This is a genomic window from Noviherbaspirillum humi (assembly GCF_900188095.1).
Lineage (GTDB): Bacteria > Pseudomonadota > Gammaproteobacteria > Burkholderiales > Burkholderiaceae_D > Noviherbaspirillum > Noviherbaspirillum humi.
In genome coordinates this window covers 134645-150029 of sequence record NZ_FZOT01000003.1, presented here as the reverse complement: position 1 = coordinate 150029, position 15385 = coordinate 134645, and the positions used below count along the sequence as shown (strand labels likewise).

Here is a 15385-nt window from a genome sequence, read left to right as displayed (position 1 = left end):
AATCGGTTCATTGCAGAACAAGCGACACGTCGCTATCGGTCTTCCCGGATGCCAGCAGCGCCAGGCAGATTTCCAGCGTGGCGCGTGCCCAATAGCCATCGTGCAGCGGCTTTTCGCCGTGCTGGATTGCTGCGTAGAGCTCATCGATGACCTCGAAACGCGGCACCGCCGGGGCCGGCAAGGCCCGCCGTTCACGCTGCATGTCGCCATACACCATCAATCCGTCAGGCAAAGGCCGAAGATCGGCCCTTTCGCAGGACACGATAACCGGCCCGAAATGCTGATGCCGACCGCCGCTGCTTCCCGAACCGGCAGACGCCGGCGCTTTATATTGCGGGCCGCCATAGGTGGCCGCATTCTTCAGCCGCGCCTCTTCGTCGGCCGATGCGACACCGGCCAGGCGACGGCGCGCAGCGCCATAGTCGGCGGGGTCTTTCGGCGCGCCCAGTTCGCCTACCCAGTCACACCATTCGTCGGAATCGAAGTGGCCATAGCCGTTGTAGCTGATCGATGCGAAGGCGCCGTTCTCGAACCAGAGCAGCGCCGAATAGGCGCCTTCGGTCGGTCGCGCCTCGTCCCATCGTCCCATCACCGCGCGAACCCGAACGGCCCGTTGTCCGGCCAGCAGGCGCACCACGTCCACCTGGTGCGCCGCCTGGCTGAACACCACGCCGCCGCCAGCCTCGGTCATCAGTTCCTCGGGCCGGCGCGGGCGGTACAGGAAGTCCGTGTAGTTGAGCGCATGGATCATGCGGACTGCGCCGAAGTCGCCGCTGTCGATGAGCGCACGCGCCTGCAGGTAAGGACTGTCGAAACTGTGGCAATGGCCGACGATGAGGTACACCCCCGCCTGTTCGCAGTCGGCGATCATGGCGTCGCATTCCTGCACCGTGAGCGCCATCGGCTTTTCCACCAGCACATGCTTGCCATGTCGGGCGGCCACGCGCGTCTGTTCGGCATGGAATTGATGCGGGCTGGCGATGTAGATTGCCTCTACCCGTGGGTCGCGGGCCAACTGGTCGATGTCGTCATACACCGGGGCGTTGAAGTCGCGCGCGAACTGGGCGCGTGCGGTTTCGCGCGGATCGCATGCGGCAACCAGCTCGATCCGCGCCTCCTTCAGGAAAGTGGGCAACATGAGCGAAAAGGCGCGCCCAAGACCCGATACGCCCAGGCGCAGGCGGCGCGATGCCGCCGAGGCCGTGTCCGTCGAAGCGGTCATCGGGGCAGCTCCACCGTGATTTCGTCGCTCTTGGCGCGCGACACGCAGACCATGATGTGCGTGTCGCCTTCTTCCGGCATCAGCACCATGTCGCGATGGTCCGCCACGCCGGCCACCAGCCGCGTCTTGCACGTGCCGCAGCTGCCGCTTTCGCAGGAAGACGGAATGCGATGCCCGGCCCGCTTCAGCACGGACAGGATGGTCTCGCCCACCGGCACCTCGAACGCTTCATTGCTGCCCGCCAGGCGTACGGTGAACGGCTTGTCGTCGGGGCGCGGCTTGCCGCCGTCGTTGAAGCTTTCGAAATGGATGTTGCCCGGGTTCCAGTGCCCGGACATGTCCCGCACCGCATCCATCAGCGGCTGCGGCCCGCAGCAATACACATGCGTGCGGCCCGGTTTTTCCAGCACCGGCCAGAGATCGTAGGCTTGCATCGCATCGCCGCCGTCATGGTGAATGACGACCTTGCCCTTGTACCGGGGCTGGGCCAGTTCATCGAGGAAGGCAGTGCTCTGCGGTGAGCGCGTCAGGTAGTAGAGCTTCCACGGCGCCGGCGGCGCGTCGCCGAAGGAGCGAATCATGGACAGGATCGGCGTGATGCCGATGCCGCCCGCAATGAACACGTAGCCGGGGGCGCCTTCCTTCAGCGGAAAGGCATTTTCCGGCGGCGAGGTTGGCAGCGTATCGCCCTGCTTCGCATCGTCCACTATGCTGAGCGACCCGCCGCGGCCGTTGGCGTCGCGCTTGACCGCGATGACATAGCGATGCCCCTCTGCGGGGTCGTTGCACAGCGAATACTTGCGGATCGCGCCGTTCGGCGTCCGCACCTTCACATGGGACCCAGGCGTGAACGGCGGCAGTTCCGCGCCATCCGGATGGACCAACTCGAAACTGCGGATGCCGTCGGCCAAGTCGACAATGCTGGCAATGCGCAAAGGCATCATGATCTCATCGGTTTCTTCGGCTTCCATGCTTACCTCGACTGGTTTGAGACTGGTTTGAAATCGTTCCGTGGCCTAATGGTGGTACGGATGTCGGAGAGGCGCTCGCATCGGGGAGGCGATCCAGGTCTCCCGACCGCTTGATGGCGGAAGGCGCGAAAGAAGATATTTCCCGGCGAGGCGGTCATGCAGCCCGGGTCGACACCATCGATCTGCACGCTGCCGTCGCGCAGCGCGCGTGTACGGTCGCAGTCGCCGATGGCGACCGGAAGCTGAAGCTTGGCCATTGCTCGTCCCCTCTTGTTCTCTCCGGTCCGCCGGCTCGCCCGGAAGGCCGCACCAAGTTATTGCTTGATCTGGTATTGCGACTCCATCTCGGGGCCGCCGCTTTCGCCCCAGACGAAGCTGGTCTTGAACTCGCGCCAGTCGGTGGTCTTGGGCACGATGGCCTGATACGAACAGACATCGCGCGGGATGGCAGCGTCGCCGGTGCCGATGGCCGGCTTGCCGGCCGCGACGTCGCGCGCCGCTTCCACCATTTGCCGGCGGAACTCGACGATGGCCAGGTCGCTGCCGCCGACCACGTCCATGCTGCGGTCGGCGATCGGACCCATCGTGACCCACATCGCGATGTCCTGGTTGGGAAAGCCTTTGATGCCGGTGAAGTTGCCAGCCTTCATGGCTTCGCGGTCTTGCCAGAAGTTGTTGTCGCGGTTGCGCAGTGGCCGGTACTGCGAATCCAGATCCACGCCCACCTGCTGGCCGAGGAATTTGCGCCACGACTCCGTCTCCGGCGTTTGCGCCGGATGGCCCCAGGCGATGAAATAGAACGCCGTGGTGGTGTCGTCCACCGGGACGTTGATGTTGGCGACGTTGTACAGATTGTTGGGAGGAATCAGCGCGGTGGCCGGCGCCACGAACACCGTCTGGCGCACATATTCGTTGGCCTGCGCGTTTTGCATTGGACGGCGCAGTGCGGCATAGCGGAAGCCATAGGAAGTGCGCTGCACCTGCAGGCGCGGCGCCTTGTCGGTGGAGGGGCGCAGCCACAGCTTGTCGGTGGCGCCGGCGCTTTGCACCCGCGCCGGCACCATGTCCGAGGAGTGCAGGCTGGAACTGTGGGCGGAGTCGATCGCGCCTTCCAGGATCTGTGCCCAATTGCAGGGTATGACCGCCTTGGCGATGGAGACCCGCACGTCTTCATTCGGCGCCCACGCCGGCGGCTGGAAGGGCGGCACTTCATCCTGCGGACCGAGATAGGTCCACACCATGCCGCCCCATTCCTGCACCGGATAAGCGCGGTGCTTCACTTTTTCCATCATCGCGCTGGCGGAAGGTTCGGAGGCCATTTCCAGGACGTTGCCGACGACATCCATCTTCCAGCCGTGATACAGGCAGCGCAGGCCGCCTTCCTCGTTGCGTCCGAGCACCAGCGAGGCACGGCGGTGCGGGCAGTTTTCATCGAGCACGCCGACGCGGCCATCGCTGTCGCGGAACACGACCAGGTCGGTGCCCATCATGCGCGCGCGGACGGGCGCCCCGTCCGGCTCCGCAACTTCTTCGATCAGGCATACCGGCTGCCAATGTCGCCGGAAGATCCGGCCCATGGGCGCGTCGCCCTCGACGCGGCAAAGCAATTCGTTCTCTTCCTTGGTAAGCATGGGAGTCTCCGATGATTATACTTAGAGGTCTAAGCATTTTTGGAAAATTATAGGAAGGTTTTCCGGCGGCGTCCAGAAGAAGTTTTTGTCAGGTTACGCGCAGCGGGCAGCAGCGTAAATGTTCATCACCTCCGGCGTCTTCGGGCGCTTGCTCTGCCGACGGCAGCTTGGCGACGCGACGACATGCTGTTCAAACTCGTCCGTTTCGCCGCACGAAGCGACGAATCCCGCAGCCGGCCGAGGCGGATGGCGACGTCGATTCCTTCTTCGACCACATCGATTACGCGATCGCTCTTTTGCAGGGCTATGGCGAGATGAGGGTGGCGCTGGGCAAATACGCTGCGACGGCCGACGTGAAAACGGTTTGGCTTGTCACTCATTGTTCACCGTAGAGAACAATCTATTGCAAGAATCGACCTTTATCCCTTCTCGGGAAACGAATATGCTGACTTCATCTCAACCCCAAAGGAGTCGGATCATGAAAGCCACATACATCTTCGCAGCCTTCACACTATTGTCGGCTGGCGCTGCCGCCATGGCGGCTGATGCCACCGATACCCGTGAAAAGGTCAAAGCCGAGCTTCAGCAAGCCTACAACGACGGTTACCGCCCCGGCATGAGCGAGTTCTATGTGAAGGTGGCGCCGGCAGTGAAAGAGCAGCAGTCTCAGCTGGCTCAGGGTAAGGAAAGCACCCGCACCGCGTCCCAGAAGTAACGCCGGCCTTTTCGATGTAGCGGAAGGACGCGAGATGGCATTGCACCCATTTGTCTGTATGCCGCCCGACAGATAACGAACCATTGAACTGATCTGCATCAAGCTTTGTCAACGTCTTACAATTGACGCACAATTGAACAGGCGATGAAAACAGCACTCCTTGACGGCAAGTTCGTTTCAGGTTTCGACCGTGAGTTGATGCAGCACCTGGCTCATTTGCCTGCAGCGCCGCTTTCTGAAACGGTCAAAGTTGGCATTGAGAACGAGTTCGGACAGATTTACCGCATCATCGAAACGGGTAACCTGCTTGCCAATGAGGAAGCCCTCGCGAAGCTCCGGGCACATGGATTCTTTGTCGTGCCGCTCGATCCGGTTGATGACTACAGCGTTCTCGCTATCGTGAAATTGCAGGAAGAGTAGCTGTGGAAGCTTCAGGAATTTTCAGGGACTCGTCACGTCCCCGACGGTGTCCCGAGTCAGGCCGTGTCGCCTGTCTTACCAGTGTCTCCTCGGTCTCCCGAGATTTGGCAGGACGCGCTCGCTGAGAGCCGTCCTGCTTTTTTCGTTTCGGGCAAAGACGTCGCGCTTCGATTCATGATCAGCCACCTTGGGCGAGGGCTCCCGCTGATTCGGCTTGGTGCCCGGCGCGTTCAGGCGGACACCGGCAGCGGCGGCATCGGTTCGACGGACAGGTTTTCCACGATGAAATCGCGCAGCCACTGGTTGGCCCGATCGCTGTGGAAGCGGTCGTGCCAGTAAAGCGCGATCTCGAACTCCGGCAGCCGGATCGGCATCGGCTTGATGGCCAGCGGATAGTAGCCGGCCAGGGTGTTGGCCAGCGCTTCGGGCGCGCACCACACCATGTCGGAGGTCATCAGGAAATGCGGGCTGGACAGGTACTGCGGCAGCCGCAGCTTGATTTGCGACTTGGCCCCGGCGCCGATCAGCGCCCGTTCCAGGATCTGGTGGCCGCTGCCCGAATACTCCACCAATAGATGGGATTGCCTGCGGAACAGGTCCAGCGTCAAGGGCTCGTTGGCGATCGGATGGCCTGCCCGCATCACGCAGACATAGTGCTGCTTCAGCAGGATGCGCCGGTGGATGGCGGTCTCCAGCGAAGGCAGGAATCCGAGCGCGAAATCGATCTGACCGCTCGCGAGTTCGTTCAGGGTTTCCTCGATCGGCTTGAACACGGTGCGCAGGCGGATGTTCGGCGCCGCCGTCGCCAGCAGGCTCACCAGCCGGGGAAAGCACACCACCTCGCCGATGTCCCGGGTGCGAATGGTGTAGAGCCGCTGCGACGTCTCCGGGTCGAAGCGGGAGCCGCTGTTGTCCGCCTTGCGTATCATCGCCAGCGCGCCCAGCATCTGATGGGCGATGGAAGCGGCATAGGGTGTCGGCTCCATGCGCCGGCCGATCTGGGTGAACAGCTTGTCGCCATACTCCTGGCGCAGGCGCTTCAGCGCGCTGCTCACGGCCGCCTGGGTCAGCGCCAGATGCTCGGCGGCGCGCGTCACCGAGCGTTCGCGCCACAGGGCTTCGAAGACATAGAGCAGGTTCAGATCCTTCATTCCGGTCGTTCCCTTCGCCAGCGGCCGCCCGCTTTCGGGCAGCGAGGACGTAGTATAAATGGCATGTATACATTGAATCAATGAATAGCTATGGATTGTCATGCCATGGGCGACATAGAATCGGATTCAGCAGGTAAAACTGCGGCACTTGCGGGTGTTTGGTTCCGAGAAGACAGGCAGGCCGGCGGCATCGACGAAAAGTCGGCGCGGCCGTACCGGAAGTGCGGGTCGTTTGACCTAGTTCAGAAGTTTTTGGAGACGCCGGATCAAGATGAATCGGCAATGCCGCCGACGCGCGGACAAAAGAACAAGATCCGGCCGGGTTACCGCTTGCACGGAGGAGACGAATGAAATACCAGCTGTTCACCTATGCAGCCCGACAAGGTCAGGCTGCCACCGGCATCGCCGTCCAGGGCCGGCTCTACGATCTGACCGGCGTGGCCGGCGAAGGCGCCGCCACGCTGCGCCATGCCAGCATCGATGCCTTGCTCAAGGACTGGGAACGCGCCCGCGCAGCGCTGGCGCCGCTGGCGGAGCGCCTGGCCGATGCGCCGGCGCGCCGCGGCGAGCATGAGCTGGCCGCCGAAGGCCTCCGCCTGCTGCCGCCGTTCGCCGAGCCCGGCGTGATCTATGCCGCCGGCGCCAATTACCGCGACCACGTCGAAGCCATGGGGCGGGCGATGAACATGAAGCTGGTGCTCGATCCGAAGGCAGCTGGCATCCCGCCCTGGCACTTCATCAAGGCCGGCCGCGGCACGCTCGCCGGCCATCGGGAGCATGTGCCTTTCCCGGCGCGCACCAACATGCTGGACTGGGAAGCCGAGTTGGCGGTGGTGATCGGCCGTCGCGCCTCCAAGGTGTCGGTCGATGAAGCGCTCGATCATGTCGCCGGCTATACCTGCTCGAACGACCTGTCGGCGCGCGACGTGTTCCGCCGCGACCAGGTGGACCCTGCCTCGCCCTTCCGCTTCGACTGGATCGGCCACAAGTGCTTCAACGGCTCCTGCCCCATCGGTCCTTTCCTGACGCCGGCGGAGTTCGTCGATTCCCCCGAGAACCTCGGCATCAAGCTCTGGCTCAACGGCGAGCTGAAGCAGGATTCGAACACCCGCAACCACCTGTACGGCGTGGCGGACCAGATCGCCTACCTGAGCGAACGCATCGACCTCCATCCCGGCGACATCATCCTGACCGGCACGCCGGCCGGCGTCGGCGCCGAGAGCGGCAATTTCCTCAAGCGCGGGGACGTGATGCGGGTCTGGATCGAAGGCCTGGGCGAGCTGGAGACCACCGTGGTATAGCAGCGCGGGACGGCAGTCGGACGAGAGGATAAAAGGAAAAGGAGACGACATGAAACGAACCATGAAAATCGCCGCGGCGGCGCTGATTGCCGCAGCCGCGCCCGCCGCGATGGCCGACGTCAAGGTGGGCTTCCTTGCCACCCTGTCCGGGCCCTCGGGCGAAGTCGGCCGCGACCAGCTCGACGGCTTCATGCTGGCGCTGGAACATCTCGGCGGCAAGCTGGGCGGCGTGCCGGCGACGGTGCTGAAGGAAGACGAGCAGCAGAAGCCGGAGGCCGCCATGGCAGCGGTGACCAAGTTCCTCGACAAGGACAAGGTCGACGTCGTCGCCGGGCTGACCTTCGCCAACGTGCTGATGGCGCTGCAGAACAAGATCGCCTCCACCGAGGTGCCCTTCATCGGCACCGTGGCCGGCCCGTCCCCGACGGCGGGCGCGCAGTGCAAGCCCAACCTGTTCGTGATGTCGTGGCAGAGCGACGTGCCGGCGGAAGCGGTCGGCAAGTACCTCACCGACAAGGGCGTCAAGCGCGTCAGCACGCTCACGCCCAACTTCGTCGGCGGCAAGGACAAGATCAGCGGCTTCAAGCGCTTCTACAAGGGCGAGGTCGTGGACGAGATCTACACGCCGCTGAACCAGCTCGACTTCTCCGCCGAGATCACGCAGATCTCCGCTTCCAAGCCGGATGCGATCTACACCTTCTATCCGGGCGCGCTCGCCGTCACTTTCGTGCGTCAGTACCAGCAGGCGGGGCTCACCTCGCGCATTCCCTTCTACTCCTCCAACATGATCGAAGGCGGATCGGCCGATGCCATGGGCGCCGCCGCCATCGGGGCGGTGGTCGGCGATACCTGGACCCCCGGCATGCCGAATCCGGAATCGCGGCGCTTCGTGTCCGCCTACGAACGCAAGTACAACCGCACGCCGTCGGCCTATGCCGCCTTCAGCTACGACGCCGCGATGATGCTCAACAGCGCCATCGAATCGATCAAGGGCAATGTCGCCGACCGCAAGGCGCTGAACCGGGCGATCAAGAATGCGCAATTCAAGTCGGTGCGCGGCAACTTCAAGTTCGGCCACAACAACTATCCGGTGCAGGACTATCACATCTTCCAGGTGGTGAAGGGCGCCGGCCCGCGGCCGGAGTTCAAGCTGCTGGAGGAGGGCGTGCTCAAGGGCCACGCCGATGCTTATGCCGACAAGTGCGATGCGAAGTAATATCGGGCAATGAAGGCCGGCGGCAGCCATGCCGCCGATAACCACGACATCACGGAGACGACCATCATGCGCCTGACGCGGGTTCTGACGCTGTTCCTCACCGCCCTTGCGATCGGCTGCGCTCATGCCGCCGACGACAAGCCGCTGGAAGTCATCGTCTTCCCGGGCGGCTTCAACTGGCCGATCTGGGTGGCGCAGGACAAGGGCTTGTTCGCCGCCGACAAGGTGAAGGTGAATGTCACGCCGACGCCGAGTTCCGTGTTCCAGCTCACCGGCCTGATCGACGGCAAGTTCGACATCGCGATGACGGCGGTCGACAACCTCGTGGCCTATCGCGAAGGGCAAGGCGAAGCGCCGAAGACCGGGCCGGACCTGGTGGCGGTGATGGGCGCCGACCGCGGCTTCCTCAAGCTGGTGGGCGCGCCGGAGATCAAGCGCATCGAGGATCTGAAGGGCAAGACGGTGTCGGTCGATGCCCGCAACACCGGCTATGCGCTGGTGCTGTTCGAGCTGCTGGAGCGCGCCGGGCTGAAGGAGCCCGACTACAGCGTCGAGCGCGCCGGCGGCGTGCTGCAGCGCTTTCAGGCGCTGATGGAGGGCAGGCAGGCAGCCACCATGCTGATTTCGCCGTTCGAGGTGCAGGCCCAGGCCAAGGGCTACAACGTGCTGGCCACCGCCTCGGAAAGCCTCGGCGCCTACCAGGGATTGGTGGCCGGCGTGCGCCAGTCCTGGGCCGAGCAGAACCGGGAGAGTTTGCAGGGCTTCATCCATGCTTACGCCAGCGCAGTCGAATGGCTCTACGATCCGGCCAACAAGGCCGAGGCGCTGCAAATCTTCGCGAAGAATATGCAGAACGCGACGCCGCAGATGGCGGAAACCTCCTACCGCATCCTGCTCGATCCGGCCACCGGCATGCAGCGCCGCGCCGCCTTCGACCCACAGGGCTTCCAGCAGGTGCTGAAGCTGAGGGAAAAATGGGGCGAGCCGCGCAAGCAGCTGGGCGAGCCCTCCCGTTACTACGATGGACGCTACTACGAGGCGGCGATGCGGCCGGCGAGCACCCGGTAGCGCGATGGACCGAGACAAGGCCGGCGACCGGCCGGGGCTTTTGAAAGCGATGGTGGATTGGCGATGACTGCGACAAATTTTGAAATCACCCTGGCACCGAGCGGGCACCGCTTTCCGTGCGCCCCGGGGGAATCGATACTCAAGGCCGGACTGGCGGCGGGCTTCTTCCTGCCCTACAGCTGCCGCTCCGGCATGTGCAACACCTGCCGGGCGACGGTGGTGAGCGGACGGGTGGATATAGGCGACGTGCATCCGAAGTACCTGTCGGAGGCGGACAGGGAGCTGGGCAAGGCCCTCATCTGCCGCGCTTCGCCGCTGAGCGACTGCGAGATCGAGGTGGCGGAAATCGATCCGGCCGATGCCATGCCGCTGCACCGCATGCCCTCGCGCGTGCTGAAGCTGGAGCGGGTGGCGCCCGACGTGATGCTGGTGGTGCTCGGCCTGCCGGCGAACGAGCCGGTGATGTTCCGCGCCGGCCAGTATCTCGACGTGCTGCTCAAGGATGGCAGCCGGCGCAGCTACTCCATCGCCAACCTGCCGTCGAGCGAAGGCGTGCGCCAGGTGGAGCTGCATATACGGCTGCTGCCGGGCGGCCGCTTCGGCACGATGCTGGAATCGATGAAGGCGCGCGAGCTCCTGCAGCTGGAGATTCCGCTCGGCTCCTTCTATTGGCGCGAGCAAAGCGACAAGCCGATGATCATGCTGGCCTCCGGCACCGGCTTCGCGCCGATCAAGTCCATCATCGAGTACGCCATCGCCCGCGGCAACCGCCGGCCGATCACGCTGTACTGGGGCGGCCGCACCCGGGCCGATCTCTACATGATGGACATGGCGCAGGGCTGGGCGGCGCAGCACGACAACATCAGGTTCGTGCCGGTGCTGAGCGACGCCACGCCGGCCTGCGCCTGGGAAGGGCGGCGCGGCTTCGTGCACCGGGCGGTGATGGATGACTTTCCGGACATGTCTGGGCATCAGGTCTATGCCTGCGGCGCGCCCATCGTGATTTCCTCCGCGCGGCGGGATTTCTCCGCCTCCTGCGGATTGCCGGAGGAAGAGTTCTTCGCCGACTCCTTCCTCACCGAGGCGGACAAGCAAAGCGCCTGAGCCCATGAATACGCGCCGTCGCATCGCGGCGCATCACACACTGCAACGAGGAGACAGCCATGGAAATCGAATTCATTCCCACCGACTACACCGCGCCGCTGCCCGAGCGGCAATCCGTCGTCCAGCCGTTCTGCCTGGGGCATGGCACGCTGGAGTGCTTCAGCCTGAAGGAGTCGCGCCGCTTCTATGAAGAGTTTCTCGGGCTGGAATGCCGCCGCCATGGCAAGCCGGCGATGGCGGTGCGGCTCGGCATGCGCTTCCACATCGTGTGCGTGGAAGTCGGCGATGCGGTGCATCCGGTGAACGTGCTGAACCACTGGGGGCTGGACGTGAAGTCGCGCGAGGAGGTGGACAAGGCGCATGCCAACGCGCTCAAGTATCAGGACAAGTACAAGATCCGCCAGGTGCTGCCGATCCAGGAGCAGCACAGCGTGTATTCCTTCTACCTGGAAGACCTGGACCACAACTGGTGGGAGATCCAGCATTATCCCAACGGCTTCCAGCATGACGACTTCTTCGATTTCGGCGACCGCTTCTCCGACGAGGAGAAGGGAGATGCGGAAAGCCTTGCCGAATTGAAGATATTCGGCAAGGCCGATTGATACGGAACGGATAGGCCCGGCGCGGCGCGTGGGCGACGCGCCGGCGGCGGCGCTTACTGCGCGCGGAAGGTGGAATCGCCGTCCTGGCCGGTCTGCGAGCGCCATTGCGCCCAGGTCACCGAATTGCCCCAGCCGAGATCGGCGAAGCTGGCCACCGAACTCACATAGCTGTTCTTCGAATAGCTGCCGAAGGCGGTCGCCGGATTGTTGCCGTCGGCGCCCAGCTGGTACGCCTGCCCGGTGGCCATGCTGAAGCTGTTGCCGGTGACCTGGATGCCGCGGATGGCGTAGCCCGGGTTTTCGTTCATGAAGATGTGGTTCTGCGCATTGCGGGCGAAGGTGTTGCCCGAGATGACGTTGTTGAAGCCGTTATGGATCTGCATGCCGGCGGCGTTGTCCGTGATGGTGTTGCCGGACACCGTGACGCTGTTGGAGGAGTCGTCCAGGTAGATCGCCCATGCCCATTGCTGGCCCTGGCCGACGTTCTTCACCACATTGTTCGAGACCACGGTGTTCAGCGGCTGCTGGTCGCGACCCATCATGTAGATGCCGCCGCAGTCCGAGAGCACGCGGCAGGCGCCGTCCACGGTGTTGTTCGCCACGGTGGCGCCGCGGAACACCCACAGGGCGTTGTAGCCGGCATTCACCACGGTGTTGTTGATTACCTTGGAGCCGACGCCGTCGGTGATGTTGACCGCAGCGCGCGAGTTGGTCGGCATGCCGACGGTGCCGATGTTCTCGAAGCGGGAATTCTGGATGCTCTCGCCGCCGCCGCCCCAGTTGATGCCGATGGCGTCGTGGCGGATGTTCTGGAACAGCGTCGCGTTCACGGTGAGGCCGCTGCCGCCGGCATTGGCGATGCCGTTGTCGCTGGCGTTGACGACCTGGCTGTTCAGCATCGACAGCCTGGTCGCGCCCGGCGCGTTGACCGCCGTCGCCACGCCGTAGATCTTCACGCCGTCGATGGTGATGCCGCTCGAGTTGCTGGCCTCGATTGCATGCTTCGCCGCCGAGGCATACACCCGGCCTTCCGGCGATTGTCCATCCGGCGCCCACAGGTAGAGGCGGCCGTTGCTGTAGGCCCATTCGCCGGCCGTATCCAGCATCCATAGCTTGCCTTCGACATAGAAGCTGCCGGTGCCGGAAGGATCGTAGCCGTCGAAGGAATCGCTCGGCCTGGCGCCGACGGTCATGGTGCCGCTGGCGTAGCCGGTGATCGGGCGCGAATCATAGGACCAGTTGGTGGAGCGGTACACCACGTTGGCGCCCACCAGGTCGCCATTCGGCAGGTTGGCGCGGATGGTCGAGGCGCTGGTGCCGGTCGGCGTGGCGAGCGCGGCGGCGCTGTTCGGCCAGTGCGCCAGCGAGACCGGGCTGCCGTCGACGATGACCTGGTCCGGCGCGAAGGAGACCGCCGCCGAATACACATTGCCGGATTCCTGGCGCCAGCCGGTCACGTTCTGGCCGGCGGTGAGGGTGGCCATGCCGCAGCTGCCGTTGGTCTTGACCGTCACGTTGGATTTGCCGGCGAGGTTCAGCGTGCCTTCGTATCCCCGCCCGCATTCCAGCAGCACGGTGGAATCGTTGGCCACGTTCACGGGCACGGACAGGGCTGCCAGCGTGGTCGCCGGAACGGCTGCAACTGGCGCCACCGCCGCCGGTTGGGCGGCCGCGGCCGGGCTGGCATTGCTCGAGGCGGGTTGCGCCGAACCGGCGCCGACGCCGGTGCCGGCATCGTTGACGGCGTTGATGGTGCTCCCTGCGTTGACGCTGGAGGAAGCGCCGCCGGCCAGCATGGTGGACTCGCCACCGCCGCCGCCGCAACCGGACAGGGAAAGCGCGAGCAGCGAACCGAGCGCGATCGCGGCCGGCAGCTTGAGGCGGGTCGACGTAACGGGAGTGAGTGACAGGCAGGAGCTGCCGGAACGCAGGGAGGTTTTCATAACAGTCTGTTCCCCGGCACGGTGACCGGGCGGCTTGTTTAACGAACTGACGATTACAACAGCCTCATTTCTCCGTAGCAATATCCTTTCCGGCAACAATGGCTTGTTTCAAGCCATTGAAAAGACAGGGTTTTTCAGTGTTTATCGGTTTGAACTTTTCCACCGAAACGGTGTCGTCCCACATCAGTTTGGCGTCGTTTCACGGGAAGAAGAGCGCAGAAGAAGGGACTACGCAGCGCCGGCGCGCCAAGGCCGGCGCGTTGCCAGGAAGCTGAGGGAAGTTGGTGGCGGCCCCGACGAACGGGTTGCCGTTGGCAAGCCGGTAAAGCCGCGGTTCACTGCATGGGCGTGTTTTCGCCCGTGCCTGGCGTCCCGGCGGAGGAGGCTTCGCGCCAGAGCGTGATCGCCAGCGCCATGATGGCCGGGCCGATGAAGAGCCTGACGAGGCCGAAGGTTTCCACGCCGCCCAGGATGCCGAACAGGACCGCGAGGAAGGGCAGGCGGGTGGCGTTGCCGATCAGGTTGGGGCGGACGAAGTGATCGGCTGCGAACAGCACGACGGTCCCCCAGACGACGACGGCAACGGCGGCGCCGGCCTGATCGCCTGCTCCAGTCTGACGAAGGCGGGCACCGCCAGCACCAGGCCCATGACGATGGTCAGCAGCAGGGCCGCCGCGACCGGCTTGCCGCCCAGCCGGCCGAGCGGCCATTCATGCAACGGCCAGGTGGCGATGCAGAAGATGCCTGCTCAGGCCAGCGGGATGGCGAACCGCTGCAGCACCAGCGCGGCGGCCGCCACGACCAGCAGGGAAAAGAGCAGGCTCAGGTGGGCGTGGCGGGATCTGCTGGCTTGCATGGATCAGGGCCGCCGTCCGGGCTCGCCGCCCCGAACGAGGATGCGGGGCGGCTGGCTGAAGCGCATTCCGGAGCGTTACTTGGCCGGGGCTTTGTCGCCGCCGGCGTCGGCATTCCCGGCGTTGCCCGCATTGGCGTTGTTCGAGGTCGTCTGGCTGGCGGCCTGCTTATCCTTCTTCTCCGCCTTGTGATGGCCGACCACGCAGCCGGCTGCGGCACCCGCCTTGCCATGGCCTCCGGCCACATGTCCGGCCGCCCCGCCCACGGCGGCGCCCTTGATGCAGCCCTTGGCATGAGCGGCGGTATTGAAGAAGGCGAGGCCAAGCAGCAACGGCAATGCGAAAAGTTTTCTGTTCATGATGGATCTCTCGGGTGGGTTGACGTTGAAGATGATGCAAAACTTGGTACGGGCGCACTCTGATGGTCGACGGGTCCGCATCTCGAATGCGTTGCCGGTGTGATGCCCGATGGCGGCGCTGGTTTGCGGCGCCAGCAGAAACCATGGCGTGGCTCAATCGCGTCAGAGTTTTGTCAGGCAGGCTCGGCACATCGACATTGCCTCCTTGATGAAAGCGCGGTGCTGCAGCAGCGTGTTTTTTGACCGGCAGCAATCGGCGCGAGGCTGGTTGTCAGACGATTGTCAGAAGGGGGATGCACCATGAAACCCTCATTTCAGACATTGTCGATACGGGGTATCCATGGAGCTGAAACAGCCGGTGTCGCAGCAGCGCATGTTCTGCCGCCTGCTCTTTTCCGTGTTCGCCAAATTCCTGGCGCTGCTGTATGTGGTATCGATCGGCGGCGTTCTGGTCGCCGCGCTTCATGCGATGGGTTTGCGCTGGACATGGGGCGCCGTTGCCGTGTGTGCCTTCCTGCTGCTGCTCGGCTATCGGCGCGCTTCGCTGGCGATGCTGATCCTGGCGATGCCGCTGCGCGAACCGGGCGCCGCGCCTTCTCCATCGCCATCCGCAAGGCAGTTGCGCCTTCCGGCGCTTTCCCTGCTCCGCCTCGGCTTGGCCATCGCCACGGCGGCCGGCGTCATCGCCTATGTGCTGTCGCTGCCCCTGATGCTGGCAGGCGTCTTTCATGTCTTCCACATGTCATGGCTGGCGTCCTTCGCCTTGTCGGCGGCCGTTATCGTCTTCCTGGTGAGACGGAGGCGCATCGGTTTCGCGCGCTGAGATGG

General features: G+C 64.2%; 17 protein-coding genes and 2 pseudogenes. 9 read left to right on the top strand and 10 right to left on the bottom strand.

The genetic code is table 11. The features are described 5' to 3' along the window. Window positions 1-7 precede the first annotated feature (7 nt). The 5 genes and pseudogenes from CHB88_RS07160 to CHB88_RS07140 form a co-directional block, all read right to left on the bottom strand. A complete protein-coding gene (locus tag CHB88_RS07160; protein WP_089398628.1) occupies window positions 8-1222 on the bottom strand; it encodes a Gfo/Idh/MocA family protein in 1215 nt (404 codons plus the stop codon). Continuing rightward, window positions 1219-2193, bottom strand: coding sequence for a PDR/VanB family oxidoreductase (locus CHB88_RS07155; RefSeq protein WP_089398627.1), 975 nt, complete (start codon window positions 2191-2193; stop codon window positions 1219-1221). The genes CHB88_RS07160 and CHB88_RS07155 overlap by 4 nt, the downstream gene beginning before the upstream one ends. A gap of 113 nt (window positions 2194-2306) precedes the next feature. After that, window positions 2307-2450, bottom strand: a pseudogene (locus CHB88_RS25550) (ABC transporter substrate-binding protein); the annotation flags it as partial. A gap of 57 nt (window positions 2451-2507) precedes the next feature. Beyond that, window positions 2508-3824 (bottom strand): Rieske 2Fe-2S domain-containing protein, encoded by a 1317-nt coding sequence (locus CHB88_RS07145; RefSeq protein WP_089398625.1) that lies wholly within the window; start codon window positions 3822-3824, stop codon window positions 2508-2510. Between the two features lie 125 nt (window positions 3825-3949). Continuing rightward, a complete protein-coding gene (locus CHB88_RS07140) occupies window positions 3950-4204 on the bottom strand; it encodes a LysR substrate-binding domain-containing protein (protein ID WP_089398624.1) in 255 nt (84 codons plus the stop codon). A gap of 98 nt (window positions 4205-4302) precedes the next feature. Between CHB88_RS07140 and CHB88_RS07135 the strand changes: the two genes are divergently transcribed. Together CHB88_RS07135 and CHB88_RS07130 are read left to right on the top strand one after the other, a co-directional pair. Next, a complete protein-coding gene (locus tag CHB88_RS07135; protein ID WP_176442357.1) occupies window positions 4303-4539 on the top strand; it encodes a DUF4148 domain-containing protein in 237 nt (78 codons plus the stop codon). 144 nt (window positions 4540-4683) lie between these two features. Further along, the gene (locus tag CHB88_RS07130) at window positions 4684-4959 is read left to right on the top strand and encodes a hypothetical protein (protein ID WP_089398622.1); all 276 of its coding nucleotides are present in this window, start codon (window positions 4684-4686) and stop codon (window positions 4957-4959) included. A gap of 230 nt (window positions 4960-5189) precedes the next feature. On the opposite strand, the gene CHB88_RS07125 is transcribed toward CHB88_RS07130, so the two are convergent. Further along, window positions 5190-6110: a LysR family transcriptional regulator gene (locus CHB88_RS07125; RefSeq protein WP_089398621.1), complete on the bottom strand. Its 921-nt coding sequence runs from the start codon at window positions 6108-6110 to the stop codon at window positions 5190-5192. Window positions 6111-6215: 105 nt separating this feature from the next. On the opposite strand from CHB88_RS07125, the gene CHB88_RS07120 reads away from it, so the two are divergent. From CHB88_RS07120 to CHB88_RS07095, 6 genes are all read left to right on the top strand, one after another. Next, window positions 6216-6461 carry a hypothetical protein gene (locus CHB88_RS07120; protein WP_143131157.1) on the top strand — a complete coding sequence of 82 codons (246 nt, stop codon included), beginning with the start codon at window positions 6216-6218 and terminating at the stop codon, window positions 6459-6461. After that, window positions 6458-7411, top strand: coding sequence for a fumarylacetoacetate hydrolase family protein (locus CHB88_RS07115; RefSeq protein ID WP_089398619.1), 954 nt, complete (start codon window positions 6458-6460; stop codon window positions 7409-7411). Before CHB88_RS07120 ends, CHB88_RS07115 begins: the two co-directional genes overlap by 4 nt. A 49-nt stretch (window positions 7412-7460) precedes the next feature. Continuing rightward, window positions 7461-8627 (top strand): ABC transporter substrate-binding protein, encoded by a 1167-nt coding sequence (locus tag CHB88_RS07110; RefSeq protein ID WP_089398618.1) that lies wholly within the window; start codon window positions 7461-7463, stop codon window positions 8625-8627. Window positions 8628-8636: 9 nt separating this feature from the next. Continuing rightward, window positions 8637-9695 (top strand): ABC transporter substrate-binding protein, encoded by a 1059-nt coding sequence (locus CHB88_RS07105; RefSeq protein ID WP_245844800.1) that lies wholly within the window; start codon window positions 8637-8639, stop codon window positions 9693-9695. Window positions 9696-9758: 63 nt separating this feature from the next. Continuing rightward, window positions 9759-10799 carry a CDP-6-deoxy-delta-3,4-glucoseen reductase gene (locus CHB88_RS07100; RefSeq protein WP_089398617.1) on the top strand — a complete coding sequence of 347 codons (1041 nt, stop codon included), beginning with the start codon at window positions 9759-9761 and terminating at the stop codon, window positions 10797-10799. Between the two features lie 59 nt (window positions 10800-10858). Then, the gene (locus CHB88_RS07095; protein ID WP_089398616.1) at window positions 10859-11401 is read left to right on the top strand and encodes a VOC family protein; all 543 of its coding nucleotides are present in this window, start codon (window positions 10859-10861) and stop codon (window positions 11399-11401) included. Between the two features lie 53 nt (window positions 11402-11454). Here CHB88_RS07095 and CHB88_RS07090 read toward each other — a convergent pair whose 3' ends face one another. The 4 genes and pseudogenes from CHB88_RS07090 to CHB88_RS07080 form a co-directional block, all read right to left on the bottom strand. Beyond that, window positions 11455-13344, bottom strand: a complete 1890-nt coding sequence (locus CHB88_RS07090) for a right-handed parallel beta-helix repeat-containing protein (protein WP_089398615.1) — start codon at window positions 13342-13344, stop codon at window positions 11455-11457. A gap of 335 nt (window positions 13345-13679) precedes the next feature. Next, window positions 13680-13934 (bottom strand): annotated as a pseudogene (locus CHB88_RS07085) (AI-2E family transporter); the annotation flags it as partial. Continuing rightward, window positions 13862-14062: a hypothetical protein gene (locus tag CHB88_RS25545; RefSeq protein ID WP_245844841.1), complete on the bottom strand. Its 201-nt coding sequence runs from the start codon at window positions 14060-14062 to the stop codon at window positions 13862-13864. The pseudogene CHB88_RS07085 and the gene CHB88_RS25545, both read right to left, overlap by 73 nt. Window positions 14063-14275: 213 nt before the next feature. Next, window positions 14276-14557 (bottom strand): hypothetical protein, encoded by a 282-nt coding sequence (locus CHB88_RS07080; RefSeq protein ID WP_245844799.1) that lies wholly within the window; start codon window positions 14555-14557, stop codon window positions 14276-14278. A 340-nt stretch (window positions 14558-14897) separates the two neighbouring features. Between CHB88_RS07080 and CHB88_RS07075 the strand changes: the two genes are divergently transcribed. After that, window positions 14898-15380, top strand: coding sequence for a hypothetical protein (locus CHB88_RS07075; RefSeq protein WP_089398613.1), 483 nt, complete (start codon window positions 14898-14900; stop codon window positions 15378-15380). The last annotated feature ends 5 nt before the right edge of the window (window positions 15381-15385 follow it).